22 protein-coding genes and 1 pseudogene are annotated in these 24975 nt (G+C 36.3%); 18 read left to right on the plus strand and 5 right to left on the minus strand.

From position 1 onward, the window contains the following. Nucleotides 1-53 precede the first annotated feature (53 nt). The gene (locus HMPREF1208_RS02545; protein ID WP_016424781.1) at nucleotides 54-3503 is read left to right on the plus strand and encodes a pyruvate carboxylase; all 3450 of its coding nucleotides are present in this window, start codon (nucleotides 54-56) and stop codon (nucleotides 3501-3503) included. 105 nt (nucleotides 3504-3608) lie between these two features. Here HMPREF1208_RS02545 and HMPREF1208_RS02550 read toward each other — a convergent pair whose 3' ends face one another. Further along, the gene (locus tag HMPREF1208_RS02550) at nucleotides 3609-4517 is read right to left on the minus strand and encodes a COX15/CtaA family protein (RefSeq protein ID WP_037559095.1); all 909 of its coding nucleotides are present in this window, start codon (nucleotides 4515-4517) and stop codon (nucleotides 3609-3611) included. Between the two features lie 215 nt (nucleotides 4518-4732). Here HMPREF1208_RS02550 and cyoE point away from each other — a divergent pair, with 215 nt between their 5' ends. The 4 genes from cyoE (at nucleotide 4733) to HMPREF1208_RS02570 (ending at nucleotide 8168) form a co-directional block, all read left to right on the plus strand. Beyond that, nucleotides 4733-5644 (plus strand): heme o synthase, encoded by a 912-nt coding sequence (gene cyoE / locus HMPREF1208_RS02555; RefSeq protein ID WP_016424783.1) that lies wholly within the window; start codon nucleotides 4733-4735, stop codon nucleotides 5642-5644. A gap of 27 nt (nucleotides 5645-5671) precedes the next feature. Continuing rightward, a complete protein-coding gene (locus HMPREF1208_RS02560; protein ID WP_016424784.1) occupies nucleotides 5672-6133 on the plus strand; it encodes a DUF420 domain-containing protein in 462 nt (153 codons plus the stop codon). Nucleotides 6134-6664: 531 nt separating this feature from the next. Further along, nucleotides 6665-7735 carry a CAP-associated domain-containing protein gene (locus HMPREF1208_RS02565; RefSeq protein ID WP_016424785.1) on the plus strand — a complete coding sequence of 357 codons (1071 nt, stop codon included), beginning with the start codon at nucleotides 6665-6667 and terminating at the stop codon, nucleotides 7733-7735. Then, entirely contained in the window at nucleotides 7725-8168 is a 444-nt protein-coding gene (locus HMPREF1208_RS02570; protein WP_037559097.1) for a YlbF family regulator, read from the plus strand. Before HMPREF1208_RS02565 ends, HMPREF1208_RS02570 begins: the two co-directional genes overlap by 11 nt. 128 nt (nucleotides 8169-8296) lie before the next feature. On the opposite strand, the gene HMPREF1208_RS02575 is transcribed toward HMPREF1208_RS02570, so the two are convergent. Then, nucleotides 8297-9226 carry a glycerophosphodiester phosphodiesterase gene (locus HMPREF1208_RS02575; protein WP_016424787.1) on the minus strand — a complete coding sequence of 310 codons (930 nt, stop codon included), beginning with the start codon at nucleotides 9224-9226 and terminating at the stop codon, nucleotides 8297-8299. 96 nt (nucleotides 9227-9322) lie between these two features. On the opposite strand from HMPREF1208_RS02575, the gene HMPREF1208_RS02580 reads away from it, so the two are divergent. After that, nucleotides 9323-9568, plus strand: a complete 246-nt coding sequence (locus HMPREF1208_RS02580; protein WP_016424788.1) for a YlbG family protein — start codon at nucleotides 9323-9325, stop codon at nucleotides 9566-9568. Between the two features lie 2 nt (nucleotides 9569-9570). Here the strand turns inward: HMPREF1208_RS02580 and HMPREF1208_RS02585 are convergent, their stop codons facing one another. Next, a complete protein-coding gene (locus HMPREF1208_RS02585; protein ID WP_016424789.1) occupies nucleotides 9571-9960 on the minus strand; it encodes a DUF7147 family protein in 390 nt (129 codons plus the stop codon). Between the two features lie 63 nt (nucleotides 9961-10023). Between HMPREF1208_RS02585 and rsmD the strand changes: the two genes are divergently transcribed. Both rsmD and coaD read left to right on the plus strand, forming a co-directional pair. Then, nucleotides 10024-10578, plus strand: coding sequence for a 16S rRNA (guanine(966)-N(2))-methyltransferase RsmD (rsmD, locus tag HMPREF1208_RS02590; RefSeq protein WP_016424790.1), 555 nt, complete (start codon nucleotides 10024-10026; stop codon nucleotides 10576-10578). Continuing rightward, nucleotides 10571-11056: a pantetheine-phosphate adenylyltransferase gene (coaD, locus tag HMPREF1208_RS02595; RefSeq protein ID WP_016424791.1), complete on the plus strand. Its 486-nt coding sequence runs from the start codon at nucleotides 10571-10573 to the stop codon at nucleotides 11054-11056. The genes rsmD and coaD overlap by 8 nt, the downstream gene beginning before the upstream one ends. A gap of 304 nt (nucleotides 11057-11360) precedes the next feature. Here the strand turns inward: coaD and HMPREF1208_RS02600 are convergent, their stop codons facing one another. Further along, nucleotides 11361-12494: a nucleotidyltransferase gene (locus tag HMPREF1208_RS02600; RefSeq protein WP_016424792.1), complete on the minus strand. Its 1134-nt coding sequence runs from the start codon at nucleotides 12492-12494 to the stop codon at nucleotides 11361-11363. Nucleotides 12495-12620: 126 nt separating this feature from the next. On the opposite strand from HMPREF1208_RS02600, the gene HMPREF1208_RS02605 reads away from it, so the two are divergent. The 5 genes from HMPREF1208_RS02605 to pheT all read left to right on the plus strand — a co-directional run bounded on the left by HMPREF1208_RS02605 (nucleotide 12621) and on the right by pheT (nucleotide 18203). Beyond that, complete coding sequence (locus HMPREF1208_RS02605) at nucleotides 12621-13160, plus strand: YceD family protein (RefSeq protein WP_016424793.1); 540 nt, start codon at nucleotides 12621-12623, stop codon at nucleotides 13158-13160. Nucleotides 13161-13207: 47 nt separating this feature from the next. Next, nucleotides 13208-13381, plus strand: coding sequence for a 50S ribosomal protein L32 (gene rpmF, locus HMPREF1208_RS02610; protein ID WP_016424794.1), 174 nt, complete (start codon nucleotides 13208-13210; stop codon nucleotides 13379-13381). A gap of 151 nt (nucleotides 13382-13532) precedes the next feature. Next, the gene (locus HMPREF1208_RS02615; RefSeq protein ID WP_016424795.1) at nucleotides 13533-14279 is read left to right on the plus strand and encodes a TrmH family RNA methyltransferase; all 747 of its coding nucleotides are present in this window, start codon (nucleotides 13533-13535) and stop codon (nucleotides 14277-14279) included. A gap of 461 nt (nucleotides 14280-14740) precedes the next feature. After that, entirely contained in the window at nucleotides 14741-15811 is a 1071-nt protein-coding gene (pheS, locus tag HMPREF1208_RS02620) for a phenylalanine--tRNA ligase subunit alpha (protein WP_016424796.1), read from the plus strand. Beyond that, on the plus strand, nucleotides 15798-18203 hold the full coding sequence (pheT, locus tag HMPREF1208_RS02625) for a phenylalanine--tRNA ligase subunit beta (RefSeq protein ID WP_016424797.1): 2406 nt from the start codon (nucleotides 15798-15800) through the stop codon (nucleotides 18201-18203). The genes pheS and pheT overlap by 14 nt, the downstream gene beginning before the upstream one ends. A gap of 164 nt (nucleotides 18204-18367) precedes the next feature. Here the strand turns inward: pheT and rnhC are convergent, their stop codons facing one another. Then, nucleotides 18368-19303 carry a ribonuclease HIII gene (rnhC, locus tag HMPREF1208_RS02630; RefSeq protein ID WP_016424798.1) on the minus strand — a complete coding sequence of 312 codons (936 nt, stop codon included), beginning with the start codon at nucleotides 19301-19303 and terminating at the stop codon, nucleotides 18368-18370. Between the two features lie 335 nt (nucleotides 19304-19638). On the opposite strand from rnhC, the gene zapA reads away from it, so the two are divergent. The 5 genes and pseudogenes from zapA (at nucleotide 19639) to trxA (ending at nucleotide 24965) form a co-directional block, all read left to right on the plus strand. Continuing rightward, the gene (zapA, locus tag HMPREF1208_RS02635; protein WP_016424799.1) at nucleotides 19639-19905 is read left to right on the plus strand and encodes a cell division protein ZapA; all 267 of its coding nucleotides are present in this window, start codon (nucleotides 19639-19641) and stop codon (nucleotides 19903-19905) included. A 1-nt stretch (nucleotide 19906) separates the two neighbouring features. Further along, complete coding sequence (locus HMPREF1208_RS02640) at nucleotides 19907-20428, plus strand: CvpA family protein (protein WP_016424800.1); 522 nt, start codon at nucleotides 19907-19909, stop codon at nucleotides 20426-20428. A 118-nt stretch (nucleotides 20429-20546) separates the two neighbouring features. Further along, a pseudogene (gene polX, locus HMPREF1208_RS02645) lies at nucleotides 20547-22209 on the plus strand (DNA polymerase/3'-5' exonuclease PolX). Nucleotides 22210-22224: 15 nt separating this feature from the next. Beyond that, nucleotides 22225-24573, plus strand: coding sequence for an endonuclease MutS2 (locus tag HMPREF1208_RS02650; RefSeq protein WP_016424802.1), 2349 nt, complete (start codon nucleotides 22225-22227; stop codon nucleotides 24571-24573). A gap of 77 nt (nucleotides 24574-24650) precedes the next feature. Continuing rightward, nucleotides 24651-24965, plus strand: a complete 315-nt coding sequence (gene trxA, locus HMPREF1208_RS02655) for a thioredoxin (protein WP_016424803.1) — start codon at nucleotides 24651-24653, stop codon at nucleotides 24963-24965. Nucleotides 24966-24975: the final 10 nt, after the last annotated feature.

The raw sequence follows: 24975 nt of genomic DNA on the forward strand, positions 1-24975 counted from the left end.
TATAATTAATATTGTATTTTTAGAATTTTCGAACTATTTAGGAGGCTTATAAAATGAAACGCATCAATAAGCTATTAGTAGCTAATCGTGGTGAAATCGCTATTCGCATTTTCCGAGCGGCAACAGAGTTAGGCATTCAGACGGTTGCAATATATTCGAAAGAAGATATGGGTTCATTACATAGATATAAAGCAGACGAATCGTATTTAGTTGGCGAAGATCTTGGTCCATCAGAAAGTTATTTAAATATTGAACGCATCATTCAAGTGGCAAAAGATGCAGATGTTGATGCAATTCATCCAGGTTACGGCTTCCTAAGTGAAAATATGCATTTTGCAAAACGATGTGCAGAAGAAGATATTATCTTCATTGGACCGCACCTCGAACATTTAGATATGTTTGGCGACAAAGTTAAAGCGCGTGAAACAGCCATTAAAGCAGAGCTACCGGTGATACCGGGAACGGATGGCCCGGTTGACAATTTTGAACGAGCTAAAGCTTTTGCAGAAGAAGCAGGGTTCCCGTTAATGATTAAAGCGACAAGCGGTGGCGGCGGTAAAGGTATGAGAATTGTAAAGGAAGCATCTGAACTTGAAGAAGCCTTTACACGTGCCAAATCCGAAGCTGAAAAATCATTTGGTAATAGTGAAGTTTACATTGAAAAGTTTATTGATAATCCAAAACACATTGAAGTTCAAATTATTGGTGATGAAGCGGGCAATATCATTCATTTATATGAAAGAGACTGTTCAGTCCAACGTCGTCATCAAAAAGTGGTAGAGGTGGCACCTTCTGTAAGTTTACCGACGGCATTAAGAATGCGTATTTGTGATGCGGCAGTCGATTTAATGAAAAAGATTAAATATGTCAATGCAGGAACCGTTGAATTTCTAGTTTCTGGTGATGATTTTTACTTTATAGAAGTAAACCCACGCGTACAAGTTGAACATACAATTACTGAAATGATTACAGGTGTGGATATCGTTAAAACACAAATTTTGATTGCTGACGGTGAGTCTCTACATGATGAAGCGATTGCAATGCCACGCCAAGACGAGATTCATACTTTAGGTTATGCAATACAATGTCGAATCACAACTGAAGATCCTACTCAAGATTTTATGCCTGATACGGGTCGCATCGTAGCTTATCGCTCAAGTGGAGGTTTTGGTGTTCGTTTAGATGCAGGTGATGCCTTCCAAGGTGCAGAAATTTCGCCTTTTTATGATTCATTGCTTGTTAAAGTATCAACACACGCCATCAGTTATAAGGAAGCACGAGAAAAGATGGAGCGCTCATTACAAGAAATGCGTATTAGGGGTGTAAAAACGAATATCCCATTTTTGCGTAATGTCATTAATCATGCTCAATTTGCTTCTGGCGATTACACAACTAAGTTTCTTGAGGCTTCACCAGAGTTATTTGTGATTCAACCTTCGCGTGACAGAGGGACAAAAACATTAGAATATATCGGAAATGTCACAATAAATGGTTTTCCGAATGTAGAGAAACGACCAAAACCAAATTTTGAACACCCGGATATTCCTACTACGGATACGAAAGCGATTGCTCAGTTAAGAGGGACGAAACAGTTGTTAGATGAGAAAGGTCCTCAAGCTGTTGCGGATTGGGTTAAAGCGCAGGATGAAGTCCTTTTAACAGATACGACGTTTAGAGATGCGCACCAATCTTTATTAGCGACACGGGTGCGGACACATGATCTTTTGAAAATTGCGCCTGAAACAGCCAATGTGATGAAAGATAATTTTTCACTTGAAATGTGGGGCGGCGCTACATTTGATGTAGCCTATAACTTTTTGAAAGAAAATCCGTGGGAACGTTTAAGTAAATTAAGAAAAGCGATACCGAATGTCCTATTTCAAATGTTATTACGTGCGTCAAATGCTGTAGGTTATAAAAATTATCCAGACAATGTCATTCAAAAGTTTGTTGAGGAAAGTGCTGCAGCGGGTATAGATGTGTTTAGAATATTTGACTCACTTAACTGGGTAGAGCAAATGAAAGTTGCGAATGAAGCGGTTCAAAAAGCAGGTAAAATTTCAGAAGGGACAATCTGTTATACAGGCGATATTTTAAACCCAGAACGTTCAGATGTTTATACGTTAGATTATTATGTGAAGATGGCACAGACATTAGAAAGAGAAGGTTTCCATATGTTAGCCATTAAAGATATGGCCGGCTTACTAAAACCGAGAGCTGCCTACGAGTTAATTGGTGAACTGAAAGCAGCAGTTAATCTTCCTATTCATTTGCATACACATGATACAAGTGGTAACGGTATTTTAACATACAAGCAAGCTATTGATGCTGGCGTAGATATTATCGATACTGCGGTTGCTGCGATGTCAGGTTTGACGAGTCAACCAAGTAGTAACTCGATCTACTACGCAATGAGTGGTTTTGAGCGTAAGATTCGCATGGACATCGAAGGTCATGAAACACTTTCTCATTATTGGGATGCAGTACGTCCATACTATAGTGATTTTGAAAGTGATATGAAATCGCCACATACGGAAATCTATCAACATGAAATGCCAGGTGGTCAATATTCAAATCTTCGTCAACAAGCTAAAAGCTTAGGTTTAGGTGAACGTTTTAGTGAAGTGAAAGACATGTACCGTCGCGTGAATTTCTTATTTGGCGATATTGTTAAAGTAACGCCATCTTCAAAAGTAGTCGGTGACATGGCGCTTTATATGGTTCAAAATGAATTGGACGAAAAAGATGTTGTTGCTCAAGGACATAAATTAGATTTTCCAGAATCTGTTGTGTCATTTTTTAAAGGTGAGATTGGGCAACCTGTTAACGGCTTCAATAAGGATTTACAACGTGTTATATTGAAAGGACAAGCGCCACTCACTGAGCGTCCTGGTGAATATTTAGAGCCAATCGATTTTGATGCACTTCGTGAAGAATTGCAGGAAAAGCAACAAGAAAAGGTGACAGAGCAAGACCTCATTAGCTATGCGTTATATCCAAAAGTGTACGAGCAATATGTTAAAACATATGAGCAGTTTGGTAATGTTGCCATTTTAGATACACCAACATTCTTCTTTGGTATGAGAGATAATGAAAAAATAGAAATCGAGATTGATAAAGGTAAAATTTTAATTATCCAACTTAAAACAATTACAAATCCTGATGAAAATGGTGTACGAACTGTCTTCTTTGATATGAATGGTCAAGCACGCCGTATTCAAGTGAAAGATGAAAACATTCAAGCTTCTCATCTAGCGAAACCGAAAGCGGATAAAGCAGATCCAACACATATTGGTGCACAGATGCCGGGTACAATTATAGAAGTTAAAGTAGCTGAAGGTGAGCAAGTTGAGGCAGGACAGTCATTGATTATTAGTGAAGCTATGAAAATGGAAACAACGATTCAAGCACCTTTTAAAGGAACAATCAAAAAAATTCATGTTTCAGCGAATGACAGTATTGAATCTCAAGACTTACTTATTGAGATAGAAGCAGAATCATAAAATAATTCGAGTTGTAGCGATTTCTACAATAAAAAAGCTAATTCCCAACTTTTAAAAAGGGAATTAGCTTTTATGTTAAATAAAATGATTAGATGCATATTTGTGCTATTGTTCTCCGCGATTTGACCGCAGTATAAGTAGTAGGAAATAACTGATTAGTCCAAAGAGCAACGTGATAAATAAGGCGTGGAATAATGCAATGATTAAATTAACATTTGTAACGATAGATAACGCCCCTGTTGTTACTTGTAAAATAATCAGTATAAAACTTGCAGTGTACCCGTATTGGATTGTCCGGATATTCGGATAATATTTGACCGCATGAATGTAAGCGACAAGCACTGCGATAAAGGCAATCAGTGCCATAAATCTATGCGCGAGTTGTACCCAATCATGTACATCATGTGGGACAATATCATTAAATGGTACAGGCCATGAACCGTATGCGAGACTAGAATCTGTGTGTCGTACAAGTGCACCTGTATAAATCGTTAAATAAATAATGATAGTCATCACCCAAGTGTATACTTGAAGTGGCTTTTTAATATGTACCTTATTCGCTTCATATTTTTGGTCTAAATCAAAAATAATTAATGTTAAAACAAAAACTGATGAAAAACTAATTAACGAAATACCAAAATGTAGTGCTAAAACATAATCATTTTGTTGCCAAACGACAGCAGCAGCCCCTACCAAAGCTTGAATAAGTAAGAAACCGATACTAATAAGACTTAAAGGTTTTACCTCTTTAATATGACCGATATTTTTCCAAGCAGTAATGACGAGCCATGTCACAAATATCACTGATAAACCAGATACTGCTCTGTGACTCAATTCAATAATGGTATCTATAGGTAGATTTTGGGGCAAGAAAGCACCATGGCATAGTGGCCAGTCAGATCCACATCCGTCTTCTGAGCCCGTTTTTGTAACGAGTGCACCACCAAGTTGAACCCAAGTCATTATCAATGTTGATACGACAGCTAGCCACTTTAGGTTTCGCTTATTAAACAATCTCAAACACCCCACTATTACATAAAATAGTAAATCATTTTTATTAATTTACATTACTGTCATTATATCAAAAAGCTTTCATAAAAATGTGTTTTTAGAGTGAAGTTTTTCAGAATGTCGATAAAGTGTCACAAATTTTTCTTATTTAAACTGGTCATTCTTACGCCTTTCATATATCATTGGTGTATATGTTATTTGAAAAAGGGGGGGAATTGATGGCAAAGTCAGAAGTTATATCACACACTTCCGGCCGCATCACTTACAAGGAACTGAAACAAATCATTAAGTTAGGTCTTGTCCAAGGCAACTTAATTCCTTCATTTGCGGGTGCTTGGTTAGCGATTGTGATGTCTCATCATGCGTTTTTAGCTTCTATTCCACAAATTATTATTATGATGTTGGGATCAACACTCGTAATGGGAGGCGCATGTGCACTTAACAATTATTATGACCAAGATATCGACCAAGTGATGCCAAGTAAACAAAATAGACCGACCGTTAACGATCGCATTTCAGACCGTCAGTTACTTCTATTAAGTTTTGGAATGATGATTGTTGGTGAAATCTTATTGTTTATGATTAATATGCCGGCTGGCGTGATTGGTTTAACAGGTATTGTCGGCTATGTGTCATTTTATTCTATATGGTCAAAACGTCATACAACATGGAATACTGTCATTGGTAGTTTTCCCGGAGCGGTACCACCTTTAATTGGTTGGGTTGCAATCAACGGCGAACTTAGTATGATGGCGTGGGCATTATTTTTAGTTGTATTTTGTTGGCAACCTATTCATTTTTATGCACTCGCAATTAAGCGTAAAGATGAATATGTGATGGCTCAAGTTCCTATGTTGCCATCTGTTAAAGGATTTAAGCGTACACGTTTAGGTATGTTTTTGTGGTTGGTTTTACTCTTGCCACTTCCATTCTTAATGCACGAATTAGGTAGTGTATTTATTGTCTTAGCATCATTATTGAATATCGGGTGGATATTATTAGGATTGACAAGTTTTAAAACGTCAACGAATCAAACAAAATGGGCAACAAAGATGTTTATCTATTCTTTAAATTACCTCGTTCTGTTTTTTGCTCTTGTTGTCGTTATCTCTTTAATTAAAATGATTTAAAAAGATTACGAGTGAGGAATGAATATCATGAATGTACCTATTTTACCTACAATAAGTACGACGTGTATTGTTATCAGTGCCATACTAGTTGCGATAGGTTGGCGCTTGATATGGAAACGTCGCATCGAGCAGCATAAAAAAACAATGCTATGGGCAGCAGTGTTTGCAGTGACGTTCTTTCTAATTTATGCGAGTCGTACGATATTTATCGGTAACACTGCTTTTGGTGGGCCTGCTTCCGTCAAAGTTTATTACACAATTTTTCTAGTTTTTCATATTACACTTGCCACAGTTGGTGGTGTGTTAGGGCTAGTACAAATTATTACGGGATTAAGAGACAAATACAATGTACATAGAAAAGTGGGGCCTATTGCATCGGTAGTTTGGTTTTTTACCGCAATTACAGGTGTAGCTGTTTATATTCTTTTATATGTTCTTTATCCTGGTGGAGAAACAACTTCTCTGATTAAAGCAACATTTGGGTTTTAAATATTTGGATTGAGCCTCTTTAAGACCAATCGCGTTATTTTAGAAGAGCGGAGCGTCGAAATCTACTTGGTGACTTTAGATTTCTGTTCCGCTCTTTTTATCATATATTTAGACTATGGCGAATGAGACGTATTTTCAAATTTGATACACAAGCATCAAGTAATGCAATTGACCCGGGGTTAATTTTTTCTCACAAAGGGTATTGTTTTGTTAAAATAAATACGATTGACTTTTAAACGACTCAGGTATTGAAATGATGGAATAAAAAGTGCGATGATAAATTAATATACATTTAATGGAAGTAAAGTCATACGTTAATCAATACAAGTTTATGACTCTAGTGATATGTTAGAGAGTGACAGACGTCTAATGAATATTGGCGTTTCTTAACTCATTAACATATTTGTTTTGAACCCAATTAGTTCAAATTAATCATTGGAGTATTAAGAATGCGTTTCTCAAACATTATGGATTATACAAAATGACAACGTTCGTTGCTCAGACGACAAGCATAGGTGAAGGGAGGATACAATGAAAAGTAAAGTTTTAAAAGTAGTTGCAGTTTTATTGTTAGTAGGGTTTTTAGTGTATCTTTTTTATTCGCCAAAGCTAGAATTTGATGTTCTAGAAAATCCGAATCAATCTACTACGACAAAGAAAGAAAAGACGCCGCATATTAAAAAAAATGAAGGTGAAAATCCAAAATTAACGACTGGCGTCGGAACTCTAATGGGTAAGCCAATTCAGCATGTAATGGATCGCTACGGTATCGCGGATCGTATCTATTCGTATCAGAAAGATTATAAATGTTTTGTTTTTAAAGATGACGACCGCTATATGTTGTTTTTAACAAAACACAATAAAGTGAAATCGGTTTATGTGACGGGGGCAAAATCTCAAAATGAAACGGGGCCTATCAAAATCAATGATACCGCGTCGAACCTTTTTAATTCATATTCAATCAATACTGAGCCTCAATTTACCGTAAAAAATCAAAATTATCATTATGAGTTATCTGATAAAGACATTAAAACACAGTCTCTTATTCAATTTGGTAATATTTATGCGCAAGTCTTTATTGATCAACAAAGAAATAAAGTTATCGGTATTCGCTATCTCGACAAAGAAGCATTAGCAGATATCAACCCTTATGCCCAAAACAATAGTAGCTCTAAAGAAACAGACAAGGAGAACGCAAAAGATAAGCCTTCAGATCAAAATGTGAACCAACGATTGACATTGTATGAGTTAACCAACGAAATTCGTAAACTCAATGGACGACAACCTTTAAAAGTGAATCAGACTTTAGAAGATGTTGCAACTGTTGATTTGTTTAATTCTGGAGATGCTGCTAATGCAGAATTTACAGAAAGTAACTTAAACGACCTTGTTAATAAAACAGATATACATTATCAATCTGTATCGCAAAATGTAGGTTATAATTTCAACGATGTCCCTTCACTCGTCCACAGTTGGATTAATTCAGATGTTCACCGCTCCCGGATGTTAAGTAAAAAATATCAAGAAATGGGTGGTGAAGTCGAACAACAATATTATCTATTAATATTTTTAGAGAAAGGTGATGAAGAAAGTGTACGATGAAGCGCTCATGGCAGTTTTAGATCAAGCTGATGAATTGGCTGATAAAATTAAAGCTTCAGAAGCTTTCGATGCTTATCAAAAGGCAAAATCATCTCTGGAATCCGATCAAGTTGCGCAAAGCTTATATGCTGATTTTTTAAAAAGTAAAGTGAAGTATGATGAAGTTCAACGTTTTGGTCGCTATCATCCTGATTATCAAGAAGTGATGAGACAAACAAGACGCCTTAAAAAAGCGTACGAAATGCATAAAAGTGTTGTTAATTTTAAAAGATTTGAAACAGAGTTACAGCAACTCTTAGATGAAGTTGTAACGATTATTGGAACCAGTGTTTCAGAAAATGTAAAGATTGATGCAGGTACACCGCTATTTGAAGCTTTGACTACAGGCGGTTGTGCGACAGGTGCAAGCTGTCAATGTCATCCGCAACTTTAAGTAGGTATTAAATAAAAAGTGCATCAAATAATGCGCAATAGCAAAAGCCAATTTAAACATGTTAAGAAATTCGTTTTTCTTAATGCTTAAATTGGCTTTTTGCGTTAGGTTGATGTGTGCGATGAATTCTAGATGTTGGAGCGATAAGCAGTGAGAAACTGGCGTCCAATCGTAGGGCGATCAGTAACAATCGTATGCACACCTTGTTCTACAAGGTCGTGCATTGCATCCACACTATTGACTCCATAATAGCCAGGGATAATATGAGATTGGTTGAGCCAGTTAATCAATTTTGGCTGAACGAGTGGAATGCGATGAAAATCAGTAGGCATTTGAAACGTTTGTGCGCGTCCGCGGTACCAAGCATGTAGTCCTAAATATAATTTTAAAATTGCGTCAGTTACCTCAGCTTGACTTGCACCAATTGCAATCTCGCCACGGCTGATATCGTAAAAACGTTCGATTTGCACTTTATAAAAGCTGGTTACTAAGACACGTTTTTCTGCGTGGTTTCGCTTGATTGTCTCATATAAGCGTTGGGCAGCAATTTGTCCTTCGTAACTCTGAGGATGATCTTTAATATCAATATTGACCAATTGATTAGGATAGCGAGATAAGAGTTCATCCATCGTCATAATTTTGGCTTCTGGATGGTTTTGGTAAGGTTTTTTACCATTCAAATCTTTAAAACGATAACCTGCATCAAGCGCTTTTAATTCAGCTAAAGTATGGTCACGAACGTAACCTGAACCGTTTGTTGTGCGGTTGACATCAGCATCATGAAATACAATCACTTTTTCATCTTTAGATATGCGAATATCTGTTTCAAATCCTGTAAGATTCATTTCAACCGAATGATCGAAAGCAAGGATAGTCGATTCAGGGCGCTCAGCCATACCGCCACGATGGCTAAATATATAGGGTGCAGGATGCTGGAAAAATTCAGGGATTTGTCGATGCACCGATCCTTTTTTATAATGTTTAATAAAAGCGGCACCGCCTATGAGTGAGGTGATGCTTAATAGAGTTCGAGTAATCAAACGTCGTGATTGCGTCATTCCACTTTCCTCCCATCGGATGATAGATTCTTTAAAGCTACTTTTCGGATGACCCGTCTCATGGTACGATACTATTGTAAAGATTGAGGTGAAAATATGAATATCATACAACGTGAAAAGATTATTATTTATTTAAAAAATATGAAACATGAACGTCATATTAGAAAATATGGCCATATCGTTTATAGTAATCCGCAAGAACAATACGTTTCTATGTATGTCAGCCAAGATCGTGTAGATGAAGTTGTGACAAAATTAATGAAACTAAAATATGTGACTCGAGTTGTTGGCTCACCTTATAAGTATTTAAAAAGAGAATACTCAAAAGAAGTGAACGAATAATGTCATTCTAAATGAGGGATCCAATTTTGTAATCGTAATACACTTTTTAAATAATTAAAATATAATGCTAATTCAGGATAATCATCAGGTGCATGCACGTCAATACCTACCATTTCAATATTGTAGGGTTTGGCAAATGATTGTATCAGCTCATATTTTTTATTGCTCTCTGGATATGGATAACGTACTGCATCCAACATCATATATATCGCTTGAAATTTACGCCCTTCAGTAGGCTGCATAATCATAGCGACAGATGTTAATTGTTTTTCTGACTTAGGCGTATGAAAGAAAACAATACGATCGATACGTTCATAGTTGTATTGAATTAATGTTTTAAACTCATAAAGGTCGGTAAGACCATGTCCTAATACGATAAAAGATTGTTGCATGATGATATCCTCCTTATAAATCAAAGTATATTAAAAATGAAATCAGATTGGAAGTGTGAATCAATGCGGGTCATCGCAGGAAAACATAAAAGTAAGCCTTTAGAAACATTGGAAGGGCGTCATACACGACCTACGATGGATAAAGTGAAAGAAGGAATATTTAATAGTCTTCACTCAGTCTCCGGCTTAGGTTTAGATTTGTTTGCGGGGAGTGGGAGTTTAGGGATAGAAGCACTTTCTCGTGGTATGGATCAAGTTATTTTTGTTGATCAAAACATCCGAGCGGTAAAAATTATACATCAAAATTTGAACAAATTAGGTTTAACACAACAGGCAGAAGTTTACAAAAATAGTGCAGATCGTGCTTTGAAAGCTTTGTCTAAAAGAGAAATTCAATTTGATGTGATTTTTTTAGATCCTCCTTATGAAAAGGGACTTATTGATCAAGCACTTCAAAAAATTCATGAATTTAATTTATTAAAGCAAAATGGTATGATTGTTTGTGAATATAGTCACCGTGAATCAATTGATACGTCACTATTTGAAGAAGTTAAACGTTATCATTATGGTTTGACAGATACTTGTGTTTTGAAAAGAGGAGAAAATAACCATGGTTAATACAAAAGCAGTCATTCCTGGAAGTTTTGACCCCATTACGAAAGGCCATTTAGACATCATAGAAAGAAGTGCTGGCCGTTTTGATGAATTACACGTCTGTGTGTTGCGAAATAGTAGTAAAAAAGGGACATTTACAAATGAGGAACGTGTTTCTCTTATTGAAAAGTCTGTAGAACATCTTTCAAATGTATACGTGCATTCATTTAGTGGCTTGCTTGTTGATTTTTGTGATGAAATTGGTGCGACGACAATTATTAGAGGATTACGTGCGGTCAGTGATTTTGAATATGAACTCAGAATCACCTCAATGAATAAGAAACTTAATGATAAAGTCGAAACACTGTATATGATGAGTTCTATGGATTACTCTTTTATAAGTTCGAGTGTCGTGAAAGAAGTGGCGCAATACGATGCGGATATTTCGGAGTTTGTGCCAAAACACGTTGAAGAAGCTTTATTAAAAAAGTTTGGAAAATAAACAAAACCCACGTCGAACCATAAGCATTTATTAAAAAACATACAATCAATTGGAAATGAAGCGGTAAAACGATATGACGTCAATTGCGTTCAATGGTGTATTGTTCAACGTAAGCATCCGTTCTTACAATGTTTATGATGAAAAGATGATTTTCTTAGTACAACCTTGAAAAACGAATTTAATAACAAACTGGAAAACGTTTTGAGTTGAAGTGAACCTATAGTGCTATTCAAAACGTTTTCTTTTTGTTTATGATAGTTAATTGTAAAAGAGCGATTCTATTGCGCTTTGCATCCGTATAACTTTATCGTGCAATAGAAACAGGTGTGTTGAAATCATTCATTGTTTCGTCTGTTAATAAATTGTATATCTCTGTTGCTTTAATTTCATGTTTGAAAAGGGAAGCATTTTCACGATTGACATTGGTAATGAATTGTTTTTCAGGGGCAATCGATTTTAAATACTTTAAATATTGTTGCCCCTTTTGAGACATTGCTAGTATTCTTACGCCGGGGAGTTGTTGATTGACATCGCTATATTGAAAGTTAAGTAAAATATTCATCAAAATACGTTGAATGTGTGTATAAGTATAGCGCTTTGTTTTTAGTGCTGTCATCAATTCATCATAGTTTGAAACTTGAGTAATGACTTTATGTAATCTATTTTCAAAGCCTTCGCTCATCGTATAGATGCTTTTTAAACTTTCAGGAGATTGTTGTAATATCGACAATTTAATCAATTGAAATAACCGTTCTGAGTCGCAATAAGGTTGCGTCATGAGTTGAACATTTTGTTTAGGAACCATCGTTTTCCAAACATCATCTTTACCGCATAAACTTTTGCGAATAGCGGTACCACTTGCTAGGTAGTCATGTTGAAATTGGTCATCGTGATGGTGCGTGTGCGCGCGACTTATAGTCATCGGCTGAAGTTTTGGATTATGGCGCAAGATGTTTTTAATGTAGGCAATTGCAAGTACATTATTAGGTTCTGCTAAAAGGTCGGTATTTAAAGTTTCACCTGCAATGCGTGCAAAGCTTTTACCAGATTTAATTTCACGTTTAAAAGCGTCTGTCTCTTCTAGTTCAAGCAATTGTTCTGCAGTTTGTTTCAACTGAACCATATCGCCACTTTCACTACCAAAGCTGAGCACATCTGCTTGCATATACGTAGCCACTTTGATCCCCATTTCAGCAAAGATATCGCTAGATGAAAGTGATCCGAGTAAAGGTAATTCTACAACAATATCACAAGCCACTGTAGCCATTTGTGCACGTTTAAATTTATTAAATATAGCAGGCATGCCACGCATCATAAATTGACCGCTCATAACAGCGATAGTGACATCAGCCTTAGCTTCTCGTTGGCTTTGAGTTGCATGGTAGAGATGCCCGTTGTGGAATGGATTATATTCTGTAATCATGGCAACACTTTTCATTTGCATTCTATCCTTTCGTGTTTCATTATAAATATTGTATCAGAACATAAGATGTTAAGAAAAAATCTTGACAACTTAAGATTCAAAAGTTAAAATAAATTTTGTGCTTGTTAGAGGTGAAGCCATATGAAATGGTCAATAACACAATTAAGAAAATACCAAGGACAACCTTTTAAATTTAGTCAAACCGTTACATTTAACGATCTTGTTCAAAAATTAGATATTTTGGACTTATCTCCTATTCAAATAGAAGGGGAGCTTACCGTTAAATCCAACGAAGTAGTTGCTCAAATGCATTTAACTGGGAATTATACTATGGCATGCGCGCGAACATTAGTCCCCGTGGATGTTCCATTAGATGCATCAACAACAGAAGTGTTTGACTTAGATGGTTTGTATGAAGATGAGGACGATGAGCATTATCATCTTGCAACGGATGGCATGATTAACCTCCGAGATATCGCCGAGGAAATCGTAATGCTTGAAAAGCCAATGCGCGTTGTTGCCGATGATAGCGAAGACATGCTGACAGGTGGTCAAGGTTGGGAAGTTATTGACGAAGATGATTTGCATAATGACCCATCTCATGATGAATCAAAAGTAAATGTCGATCCAAGGCTTCAGAAATTACAACAATTATACGATGATCGTAACCATGCACGCTAAGCTTTTTGAAATACATGCGTCTAATCGAATAAAAGGGAGGATTAATCATGGCAGTACCAAAAAGAAGAACTTCTAAAACAAGAAAAAACAAACGTCGTACTCACATTAAATTAGCAGTACCTGGTTTTCAAGAGTGCGGAAACTGTGGTGAATTTAAATTAGCTCACCGTGTATGCCCAAGCTGTGGTTCATACAAAGGTGAAGAAGTCGTTTCTAAATAATAGACTTTTTACAGTTTAATAATATTAAGTTAAAATAAGGCTGGAACTATTGCTGTTCCAGCCTTATTTTTCTGGATATTATAAAATACATTAACCAAAATTGAGACAGTTGCCACACTTACAGGATAGGTGGAAGTGAAAAGAGGTTATTATGGAACAAATCACATCTATACAAAATGCAAAAATCAAAAATTTTAATAAGTTAAAAAAGAAAAGGGAACGAGATAAACAAGGTTTAGCGATTATAGAAGGACCACATTTGATTGAGGCCGCTTTTCAAAGTGGTATTATCATCAAGCAATTATTTATGATTGAACCACAACGTGTCGACCAAGGGTTGATTCAACATGCTGAAGAAGTGTATGAAATCAATCAAAAAGTTGCTGAGAGTTTGTCAGGGACGATGACCCCACAGGGCGTTTTCGCGGTAATAGAAAAGTCTGAAGTGAATATGAAGCAAGCCCAACAAGTACTTATTTTAGATCGTATCCAAGATCCAGGGAATTTAGGTACGCTTATTCGAACAGCGGATGCTGCAGGCTTAGATTTAGTGATACTTACTAAAGGGACTGCAGATGTCTATCAAGATAAGGTTTTGCGTGCGAGTCAAGGAAGTGTTTTTCATATTCCTATCCAAGTTGTCGATAACGTTATAGATTTTATCGCTCACTTCGATGGCCCGATTTATGGAACAGCACTTGAAGAGGCAACAGTTTATCATCAAGTGGCTACACGCCAATCTCATTTTGGATTAATCGTTGGAAACGAAGGACAAGGGGTTGCACCTGAATTATTGCAACATGCGACTCAAAATTTAACCATCCCAATCTATGGACAAGCTGAAAGTCTAAATGTCGCAGTCGCTGCAGGGATTTTAATGTTTTATTTGAAAGGATAAAAGAGAACGAATCTGGGTTGACCCTTTCTAACTGCATGTATATAATAAACGTATTAACAATTCAACAATTGCGAACAAAAAGACGTAAACTATTAAAGAAGTTGCTTAGGGAAGTATGACATTAACTGAAAGTGATACTCAACTTACATAGTTTTTTTCACCTTTTTAGCTACTTAAAGAGATTTAAGTCGGAGTGATATCCGTTATCAACATCAAATCAGAGTGTATGTATTTATTTTACATAAAACTGGGTGGTACCACGGAAAGATTTCGTCCCATTTCTATTGGGGTGGAATCTTTTTTATTTTCATTAAATGAATGGAAAAGAAGTATAGGCTACGACAAAATTGCCGCTTAGTCAACGAAAAATCTAAAATGATAAAGTGGGGAAAAAGTAAAAATTAAGTTTTACTTTTTTGATGACGAGGCAAGTGTTGGTTTAAATAAAAGGAGGAACAATAATGGTGCAAAATGATGAAATGACGAAAATCAAACATCAAGCGATTGAAGACATTCAACAAGCAGAAGATGAAAAATCATTGCAAGATGTTAAGGTTAAATATCTAGGTAAAAAGGGGCTAGTCACTGGACTTATGAAACATATGAAAGACTTGCCTAAAGAAGAAAAACCGGCTTACGGTCAACAAGTGAATGTCGTTAGACAAGCGATTGAAAGTGACATTGAAGCACGACAAACTGTTTTAGCTGAAGCTAAATTAAATCAACAGCTTGCAGAAGAGTCAATTGATGTGACACTTCCAGGTAGAAAAGTTGCAAACGGTGCACAACATCCGTTAACACGTACTATAGAAGAAATTGAAGATTTATTTTTAGGCTTAGGTTATGAAATTGTTACAGGTTATGAAGTAGAACAAGATTACTATAATTTTGAAGCATTAAACTTACCGAAGTCACACCCAGCTAGAGATATGCAAGATAGCTTTTATATCACAGAAGAAATATTGCTTCGTACACACACATCACCTGTACAAGCGCGAACTATGGAAAAAAGACAAGGACAAGGTCCTGTTAAAATTATTTGTCCAGGTAAAGTTTATCGACGTGATTCAGACGATGCAACGCATAGTCATCAATTCACACAAATTGAAGGTCTCGTTGTAGACGAAAACATTAAAATGAGTGACTTAAAAGGAACGTTGGAGTTATTAGCGAAATCATTGTTCGGTGCTGATCGTGAAATTCGCTTACGCCCAAGTTATTTCCCGTTCACTGAACCATCAGTAGAAGTTGACGTGTCTTGTTTTAAGTGTAAAGGAAAAGGCTGTAATGTATGTAAACACACAGGCTGGATAGAAATTTTAGGTGCAGGCATGGTGCATCCCAACGTGCTAGAGATGGCAGGCTTTGATTCAACTAAATACTCTGGATTTGCTTTTGGTATGGGGCCAGACCGAATCGCAATGCTCAAATACGGTATAGAAGACATTCGTCATTTCTATACAAATGATGTGCGTTTCTTAAATCAATTTAAAGCAGTAGAAGATAGAGGTGACCAAGATGTTAATATCTAAAGAATGGCTAGAAGAATACGTTGAAATTGATGTTTCTGTCAAAGATTTAGCAGAACGAATTACACGTACAGGTATTGAAGTAGATGATATTCATGATTTTACAAAAGATATTAAAAATTTAGTTGTAGGTTATGTTGAATCAGTGGCAGCACATCCAGATGCGGCTAAATTAAATATTTGCCAAGTTGATATTGGCGAAGAAGCACCTGTACAAATCGTCTGTGGTGCTCCGAATATTGGAGAAGGGCAAACTGTCATTGTCGCAAAAGTTGGAGCTAGATTACCGGGTGGCATCAAAATTAAAAAGGCAAAATTACGTGGAGAAGTCTCTCATGGTATGATCTGTTCATTACAAGAAATAGGCTTATCAAGTAGTGTTGTGCCAAAAGCATTTGAAAACGGGATTTATCAATTTTCATCAAAAATTACACCAGGAACAGAGGCACTTGAGGCACTCTATCTCAATGATCAGTCTATGGAATTCGATTTAACACCAAACCGAGCAGATGCATTAAGTATGATTGGAACAGCATATGAAACAGCGGCGCTTTATGGTAAAAAAGTAACAAAACCTGAAACAACAGCGACTGAATTAGAAGAAAGCGCAACTAATGCAATATCAGTCAAAGTAGAAAATGCCTCAAAAGTACCTTATTATAGTGCACGCGTTGTAAAAAACGTGAAAATTGAACCTTCACCAGAATGGATGCAAGCACGTTTAATGAAAGCAGGTATTCGCCCAATTAACAATGTTGTAGATATTTCTAACTATGTCATGTTGGAGTACGGTCAACCACTACATATGTTTGATAAAGATCAAATCGGTTCAAACGAAATTGTAGTTAGACGAGCACATGAAAATGAGTTGATGACGACTTTAGATGATCAAGAAAGAAAATTACTGGATACAGACATTGTTATCACAAATGGCAAGCAGCCGATTGCACTTGGTGGTGTAATGGGTGGAGATTTTTCTGAAGTTACACCCCAAACACAAAACGTAGTCGTCGAAGGTGCCATTTTCGATTCAGTATCGATTCGTCATACTTCACGCCGTTTAAATTTAAGAAGCGAATCTTCTAGCCGTTTTGAAAAAGGACTGGCAACAGAATTCTTAGATGAAGCGGTCGATCGTGCGTGTTATTTACTAGAAACACTTGCGAGTGGACAAGTTTTAAGTGGTCGCGTTTCAGATGGAGATTTGGGCGCGTTGACTACAGAAATTAAGATTACTACTGATAAAGTAAATCGAACTGTCGGTTTTAATCTTACAGAGGCAGACATTATCCGTGTCTTTAATCAACTTGGTTTTGAAACTGAAGTCGATGGTTCAGAAATCACTGTTAAAGTGCCATCACGCCGTCGTGATATTACAATACAAGCTGATTTAATTGAAGAAATTGCAAGAATATATGGTTATGACAACATTCCATCGAGTCTGCCAATATTTGAACATGTAACAAGTGGCGCACTCACTGATCGTCAACGTAAAACACGTGTGGTTAAAAATGCATTAGAAGGTGCGGGTTTATCTCAAGCGATTACTTATTCTTTAGTTGATCAAGAACGTGCAACTGCATTTACAACAGTAGACCGAGAAACGATTTCATTATTAATGCCAATGAGTGAAGCACATTCAACATTACGCCAAAGCCTTATTCCACATTTAATAGATGCAACGCAATATAATGTAGCTCGTAAAAATCATAATATTGCTTTATATGAATTGGGTAATGTCTTTTTTGGTAACGGGGAAGGCGCATTACCAGACCAAGTGGAATATTTAAGTGGTATCATGACTGGAGAATATGTCTCTAATCCTTGGCAAGGTAAAAAAGAAATAGTGGATTTCTATCTGTTAAAAGGTGTTGTTGATCGTGTAGCTGATAAATTAGCATTGCACTTTGAGTATGAAACAGCACAAATCGACGGGCTACATCCTGGCCGTACGGCAGCTGTAATTTTAAATGGAGAAGCGATTGGTTTTATTGGTGAGCTTCATCCAACAGTAGCAAAATCTTATGACCTGTCACGTACTTACGTTTTTGAATTGAATTATGAAAAAATCATGCAACAATCTGTGGGATATATCAATTACCAACCTATTCCTAAATTCCCAGGTGTAACAAGAGATATTGCATTAGTTGTGAAGTCAGAAGTAAGAGCTGCAAACTTAATACAAACGATTCGTGAAAATGGCGGAGAAATCTTGAAAGATGCTTCTGTGTTTGATGTCTATGAAGGAGAACACATGGAAGAAGGTCAAAAATCCGTTGCGATACGACTTGAATATTTAGATGAAACAAATACGCTAACTGAAGAACAAGTCTCAAAAGTTCACGAACTGATTCTTTCTGCTTTAGAAGCTAAAGGCGCGACTTTAAGAGCTTAATAGCAAAAGTATATGGTAAAGAAACATCTAGCAGGGTCTCAGTATAGAATTAAAATTATAGAATCATAAAAAGCTATATCACAATATACTAAAAAATGTAGGGAAACTAGCCATTTTAAATTGCTGTTTTCCTACATTTTAATTTATTGGGTTTAATGACATAATCAAGCGTTGTATTTTGCATCCACGAGTTTAAGTGCTTTATTACGGTTGCTAAAATGTTTTTTACTTATTTGATCTAACGTTTGAATACCGTGCTTCTCTATTATTTTTGCTGCGGTGAGATCTACTTTATGGCTCGCACCTTTTAATATAGGCATACGATACTTATCTGATAATAAGTCCATATGTTTAACAAAAGCGTAGCGTGAAATGATACTTGCTGCCGCAATGGCTAGTGATTTTGATTCACCTTTCGTTTCAAATTGTGTTTTGTCCAATTCAGGGACGTTGCCTGATGCATATCTTTGATAAACAGCAGGTTGAGCGAATTGGTCAATCACAATATAATCGAGCGTTGTGTTATCGATTTTCTCTAATACATTTTTAATGCATTCGTTATGTAAGACGGCTTTCATTTTAACTTGTGACCAGCCCAAACTTTGGCGTTCATTGTACTTAGGGTTATCGAGTACAAGGAGTGAGTGAGGTAAAAAAGTGACAAGTTGCTCTGCTAATTCCGTAATTTTAGCATCCGTTAATTTTTTTGAATCGTCCACCCCTAATTCTTTAAGAATGGGGATATTTTGTTTTGAAACGAAACACGCACATACCGTAAGTGGACCAAAATAGTCGCCACTCCCAGCTTCGTCGCTCCCTATACAGCTCATATTGTTATATGAAATCGAGGTCGTTGACTTTGATTGCTTTTGTGATGGAGTTGAGGAAGGATTTGCTTTCGACCCAAGAAGTTGCTTAGCGATTGCTTCAGCGTTTTGCCCTTGAAACATTACTTTTTTTGAATGATAAATACTAATCGTAACACCTTTATACTTCGCGCGTGCTTGCATCCCTGTAGGAAGGTTTTGCATTTCTGGTTTCAGTTGAGCTAAAAGTTGCTCGATGTCAGCTGAACTCAGTTTTACAACAATATTTGACATGTTTTAACCTCGCTTCTTATTTTTCCTCTCAAATCGTAACATAGCAAAGAGAGGATATAAACGATAAAGTAGAATTCAACGGTTTCGTCTATAACTTGCAGTTCGCCATTTGAACTCAACTCTCTATACGGAATGTTATATTATTTGAAGAATATTCATTGTAGATAATAAGCAATGTGACGTCAACTTGATATATAGGTATAAATGAAAAAAGAGGGTTCTCTTCGTTTGTATTTCTAACGAAGCATTGTACTCTGAATGATACACAAAAGCACCTATCTCGTGTATAATGAACCATGATGAATAAAAATGAAAATAGGGCTAGGTGAGTGAAGATGGGTGAGTTCAAAAATCGAATCAATGTAACGATTAATGATCAGAATTATACGATTTTAGGAGAAGACGATCCTGAACATATTCGTTATGTCGCTGACTTAGTAGATGGTAAAATAAAAGAGTTAGGACGCAAAAATGCAGGTTTGGATTCTGTTAGAAAATCTGTATTAACTGCAGTTAATGTTATGCATGAACTCGTACTCTTAGAAGAAGAAAATGCACGTTTGCGAGAAGAGATACAGCGTTTAAAACAAAGAGGCAACTAATGTGTTATTATTATTAATTTTAATTGTCATATTTTTGTTTGCGATGACAGGATTTCATAGAGGCGGGGTTGCGAGTGCACTACATTTAGGAAGTACGTTTTTTTCGTTATGGGTGGCAAGTCGCTTTTATCAGCCACTTAGTCATTACTCTAAATTATTTATACCTTATCCGAGAACGCGTGCATATGAAACGGATTTTGTAGTAGCATTAGATCATCACGAGGCACGATTCAATCACATTGTGGTATTTCTCCTCATTGTGATTGTCATCAAAACAATGATGTATCTTGTGATTAACAGTTTTGACCAGCTGTTTGAGACGCAACGGATGGCAATGTTTAATCGTTTAACGGGTGCATTTGTAGCATGCTGTTCTGCATTCATTTGTCTGCATTATATCTGCTTTTTATTTGCGTTATTTCCAGATGCAACCCTTCAAAATGCATTGGCGCATTCTATGACAGGTCAGTGGTTCGTAACAGAGGTTCCACTTTTATCAGAGTTTACATTGAATTTAAAATAGACCAAATCAACGAGGCTGAAACGTAAATGAATCTCATACTGTTTCACCCTCTTTTTTAATGAGGTGATATGATGACAAAAAAGATGTAATTCGTTTATTAGAAGATATTGCGACATATATGGAATTAAAAGGTGAAAATGCGTTTAAAGTATCTGCATACCGCAAAGCAGTGCAGAGTCTAGAAGCTGATGAACGTACAATGGACCAAATTAAAGATGTGACAGAGTTAAAAAATATTGGGAAAGGTGTAGGAGAAGTAATCAACATGTTTGTACAAACCGGAAAATCTCCTACGTTAGAATCACTGAAAGCTGAAGTTCCGAGCGGCCTCATCCCTTTGCTTAAAATAAAAGGATTAGGCAGTAAAAGAATTGCTAAACTTTATCACGAATTAAATATTACAGATCAGGCATCTTTTCAAAAGGCATGTGAAAATCATGAGATCAGCGCACTCAGTGGTTTTGGTAAAAAAACTGAAGAGAAATATTTAGAAGAAGTAAAAGCATTAGGTGCCAAAAAAGAGCGTTATCCTATTGATACGATGATGGGTTTAAGTCGTACAATTGATGACTATTTACAAACAATTGACGAGATTGAGCGTTTTGAAGTTGCAGGTAGTTTTCGTCGTATGAAAGAAATGAGTAAAGATTTAGACTATATCATTAGTACGAATGCGCCTTTAAAAGTGCAAAAGCAACTGTTAGAGATGCCCAATAAAGTAGAAGATGTCGCGGTAGGTGAAACGAAAGTCTCATTGGAGTTGAGTTATGATGACGAGACGATTGGTGTGGATTTCCGTTTAATCGAGCCTAATGCCTTCTATCATACACTACAACACTTCACAGGTTCTAAAGCGCATAATATTAGAATTCGACAAATTGCTAAAGAAACACAAGAAAAAGTGAGTGAGTATGGGATTGAGCAACCAGATGGTCATTTACTACAATTGGATAGTGAAGCGGCGATTTATGAACATTTCGGTGTGCAATGGATAGAACCAAGTATGCGAGAAGATGGTTCAGAATTTGATAGAGACTTGTCAAAAATTATCAGATTAGAAGATATAAATGGTGACATTCATATGCATACAACTGCAAGTGATGGTGCACATCAATTGCGTGAGATGATTGAAGCGAATATTGAAAAAGGCTATGGTTTTATGTGTATCACTGACCATTCTCAAAGTTTACGAGTAGCTAATGGCTTGTCAGTCGAACGTTTATTAAAACAAAACGAAGAGATTAAAGCATTAAATGAAGAATATTCAGAGATAGATATTTATTCAGGGACAGAAATGGATATTCTTTCAGATGGACGATTAGATTATGATGATGACATATTATCACAATTGGACTACGTCATTGCATCAATTCATCAAAGTTTTAATCAATCTGAAAAAGAAATTATGAAGCGTTTAGAAAGTGCGTGTCGAAATCCTTACGTTCGCCACATTGCTCACCCGACTGGACGCCTTATTGGACGAAGAGACGGCTATAAACCAGATATTAATCAGTTGGTAAAATTATGTCGAGAAACTGGCACAGTTTTAGAAATCAATGCTAACCCAAAACGGTTAGATTTAAGTGCCGATGTGTTACGTCAAAATCCAGACTTAATGGTAACAATTAATACAGATGCGCATCATACAAGACATTTAGATTTTATGAAATTTGGTATCGCAACAGCGCAAAAAGGTTTTGTAAAAAAAAGAAAATGTAGTGAATGCTATGTCTCGTGAAGCATTTAAATCATTTATTAGAAACCCAAAGCAACCTAAATAGAAATTGAGGGATTGGATGAAACAAAAAACTTTAGAAATATTAGAGTTTGATAAAATTAAATCATTGATAGAACAAGAAGTGATGAGTGATTTAGCAGTTGAAAAGGTTAAGCAGCTGACTCCCTCTTCTGACTATGATACGGTCGTTCATCAAATGAATGAAATGGATGAAATTGCTAAAATTTATAATCAATATCGCATCCCGAGTATGAGCGGATTATCACGTGTAGAACCCTTCATTAAACGTGCAACAATTGGCGGTACTTTAAATGTACAGGAATTAAATGCGATAAAGATGCTGATTCAAGTTCAAAATCAGTTTAAGACATTTTATAATCAAATCGTTGAAGATGAAGAGACGATTAACTATGAAAGTTTGGATACACAGATGCAGCAATTACCGGTTTTAACTGACTTATATCAATCAATTCATCAAAAATGTGATAGTGATGATTTGTATGATTCTGCAAGTGTGCAGTTACAGTCGATTCGAAGTCGTATCTCTAAAACAAATCAAAATATTAAAACACAGCTTGATCGCATTGTAAAATCTACTGGAAATCAAAAAAAGCTTTCTGATGCCATTGTGACAGTGAGAAATGAACGTAATGTAATTCCTGTTAAAGCTGAATATCGACAAGACTTTAATGGTATTGTTCATGACCAATCGGCGTCGGGTCAAACACTTTATATTGAACCTGCATCAGTTGTAGAATTAAACAACCAAGTGAGCCGTTTGCGCAGTGAGGAAGCAACAGAGCGCCAACGCATTTTAGCTCAATTGACACAGGAAGTTGCAGAAGAAGCTGACGCTTGCTTGCTTTCTGAAAAGGTCATGGGACATTTAGACTTTTTGGTTGGTAAAGCGAGATATGCCTCTAAAATCAAAGGAACTAAACCAGAATTTTTTAAAGAGCGACAAGTCTATTTGCCGAAAGCATTTCATCCACTCTTGGATCGTGAAACGGTTGTGGCGAATACAATAGAATTTGCTTCTTCTATTCAAACAGTGATTATTACCGGTCCGAATACGGGTGGTAAGACCGTGACGCTTAAAACATTGGGGTTAATCATTATCATGGCACAATCTGGCTTACTGATTCCAACTTTAGATGGCAGTCAATTGAGTGTATTTGATCATGTGTTTTGTGATATTGGTGACGAACAATCCATTGAGCAGTCGCTGTCAACGTTTTCTTCACATATGAAAACCATCGTTTCTATTTTAGACGAAGCGAATGCACAAAGTTTGATACTTTTTGACGAATTGGGTGCTGGAACTGATCCAAGTGAAGGTGCGGCATTAGCTATGAGCATTCTTGATGATGTTCATGAGTTAGGCGCGCTTGTGATGGCAACAACGCATTATCCTGAATTAAAAGCTTATAGTTATAATCGTGCAGGTGTGATGAATGCAAGTGTTGAATTTGACGTCAATACGTTAAGCCCGACTTACAAATTATTAATGGGTGTACCGGGACGTTCAAATGCGTTTGATATTTCTAAGCGTCTAGGATTAAAATCTAAAATTATTCATCACGCAAAGTCAATGATTGGTCAAGATGAACAAGAAATTAATGAAATGATTGCAGCATTAGAAAATAATGCGAAACGTGTAGATAATCAACGCATTGAATTAGATCGTCTTGTTCGTGAAGCTTCTCAAACACATAAAGCATTATCAGAAGCATATGAGAAATATCAAAACTATGAAGCACGATTAATGGAAGATGCTAAAGAGAAAGCGAATCAGCGTGTGAAATCCGCAATGGAAGAAGCAGATGATATTTTGAAATCGTTGCGAGAGATGCGCGATCAAAAAGGTGCAGAAGTTAAAGAACATGAACTTATCGAACAAAAGAAACGACTTGAAGACCAGTATGAAGCATCCTCAATCAAACAAAATGTTAAAAAGCAAAAATGGGATGATATTGTGGCTGGCGATGAAGTTAAAGTGTTATCGTATGGTCAAAAAGGTGAAGTTTTAGAGCTGTTGGACAATGAAGAAGCAGTTGTACAAATGGGGATCATTAAAATGAAAATCCCGTTAAAAGATTTAGAGAAAAAAGAAAAGACTAAAGAAAAAACGACAAAAATGGTCACAAGAACAAACCGTTCACCTGTCAAAATGGAGTTAGATTTAAGAGGGTATCGCTATGATGAAGCCATGAGCGCGTTAGACCAATATCTTGATCAAGCGGTATTGAGTAATTACGAAGACGTATATATTATTCACGGAAAAGGAACGGGTGCACTTCAAAAAGGTGTACAACAACATTTGAAAAAACACAAAAGCGTCTCCACTTTTAGAACGGGGATGCCAAGTGAAGGTGGGTTTGGTGTGACGGTTGCTACAATTAAATAATGAGCAATTGTAGTGAAATGCAAAATACAATTTGTTATAATTTGACCATCACATGATAATTAAGGAGGCAACTTCCTATGGCATTAATAGAAGTAAAAGATTCAAATTTTGAAGAACAAATTAATGAAGGTGTTAAATTAGTAGACTTTTGGGCAACTTGGTGTGGTCCATGTAAAATGATTGCGCCTGTTTTAGAAGACTTAGCGCAAGATTATGATGGTAAAGCTGATATCTTAAAATTAGATGTTGACCAAAACCAAGCAACAGCTGCAAAATACGAAGTAATGAGTATTCCAACACTTATCGTATTTAAAGATGGTGAGCCAGTTGATAAAGTTGTTGGTTTCCAACCAAAAGAAAATTTAGCTCAAGTTCTAGATAAACACATTTAATGTGAGTGCC

This window comes from Staphylococcus sp. HGB0015 (genome assembly GCF_000411275.1).
In the GTDB taxonomy this organism is placed as follows: Bacteria; Bacillota; Bacilli; order Staphylococcales; family Staphylococcaceae; genus Staphylococcus; species Staphylococcus schleiferi.

Coding starts and splice junctions, on each gene's coding strand:
- trxA (WP_016424803.1), top strand. CDS start 24,651: ATGGCATTAATAGAAGTAAAAGATTCAAATTTTGAAGAACAAATTAAT.
- HMPREF1208_RS02585 (WP_016424789.1), bottom strand. CDS start 9,960: ATGCAACAATCTTTTATCGTATTAGGACATGGTCTTACCGACCTTTAT.
- HMPREF1208_RS02565 (WP_016424785.1), top strand. CDS start 6,665: ATGAAAAGTAAAGTTTTAAAAGTAGTTGCAGTTTTATTGTTAGTAGGG.
- pheS (WP_016424796.1), top strand. CDS start 14,741: ATGGTGCAAAATGATGAAATGACGAAAATCAAACATCAAGCGATTGAA.
- rpmF (WP_016424794.1), top strand. CDS start 13,208: ATGGCAGTACCAAAAAGAAGAACTTCTAAAACAAGAAAAAACAAACGT.
- pheT (WP_016424797.1), top strand. CDS start 15,798: ATGTTAATATCTAAAGAATGGCTAGAAGAATACGTTGAAATTGATGTT.
- cyoE (WP_016424783.1), top strand. CDS start 4,733: ATGGCAAAGTCAGAAGTTATATCACACACTTCCGGCCGCATCACTTAC.
- rsmD (WP_016424790.1), top strand. CDS start 10,024: ATGCGGGTCATCGCAGGAAAACATAAAAGTAAGCCTTTAGAAACATTG.
- HMPREF1208_RS02575 (WP_016424787.1), bottom strand. CDS start 9,226: ATGACGCAATCACGACGTTTGATTACTCGAACTCTATTAAGCATCACC.
- zapA (WP_016424799.1), top strand. CDS start 19,639: ATGGGTGAGTTCAAAAATCGAATCAATGTAACGATTAATGATCAGAAT.
- HMPREF1208_RS02600 (WP_016424792.1), bottom strand. CDS start 12,494: ATGAAAAGTGTTGCCATGATTACAGAATATAATCCATTCCACAACGGG.
- rnhC (WP_016424798.1), bottom strand. CDS start 19,303: ATGTCAAATATTGTTGTAAAACTGAGTTCAGCTGACATCGAGCAACTT.
- HMPREF1208_RS02580 (WP_016424788.1), top strand. CDS start 9,323: ATGAATATCATACAACGTGAAAAGATTATTATTTATTTAAAAAATATG.
- HMPREF1208_RS02650 (WP_016424802.1), top strand. CDS start 22,225: ATGAAACAAAAAACTTTAGAAATATTAGAGTTTGATAAAATTAAATCA.
- HMPREF1208_RS02560 (WP_016424784.1), top strand. CDS start 5,672: ATGAATGTACCTATTTTACCTACAATAAGTACGACGTGTATTGTTATC.
- HMPREF1208_RS02605 (WP_016424793.1), top strand. CDS start 12,621: ATGAAATGGTCAATAACACAATTAAGAAAATACCAAGGACAACCTTTT.
- coaD (WP_016424791.1), top strand. CDS start 10,571: ATGGTTAATACAAAAGCAGTCATTCCTGGAAGTTTTGACCCCATTACG.
- HMPREF1208_RS02615 (WP_016424795.1), top strand. CDS start 13,533: ATGGAACAAATCACATCTATACAAAATGCAAAAATCAAAAATTTTAAT.
- HMPREF1208_RS02545 (WP_016424781.1), top strand. CDS start 54: ATGAAACGCATCAATAAGCTATTAGTAGCTAATCGTGGTGAAATCGCT.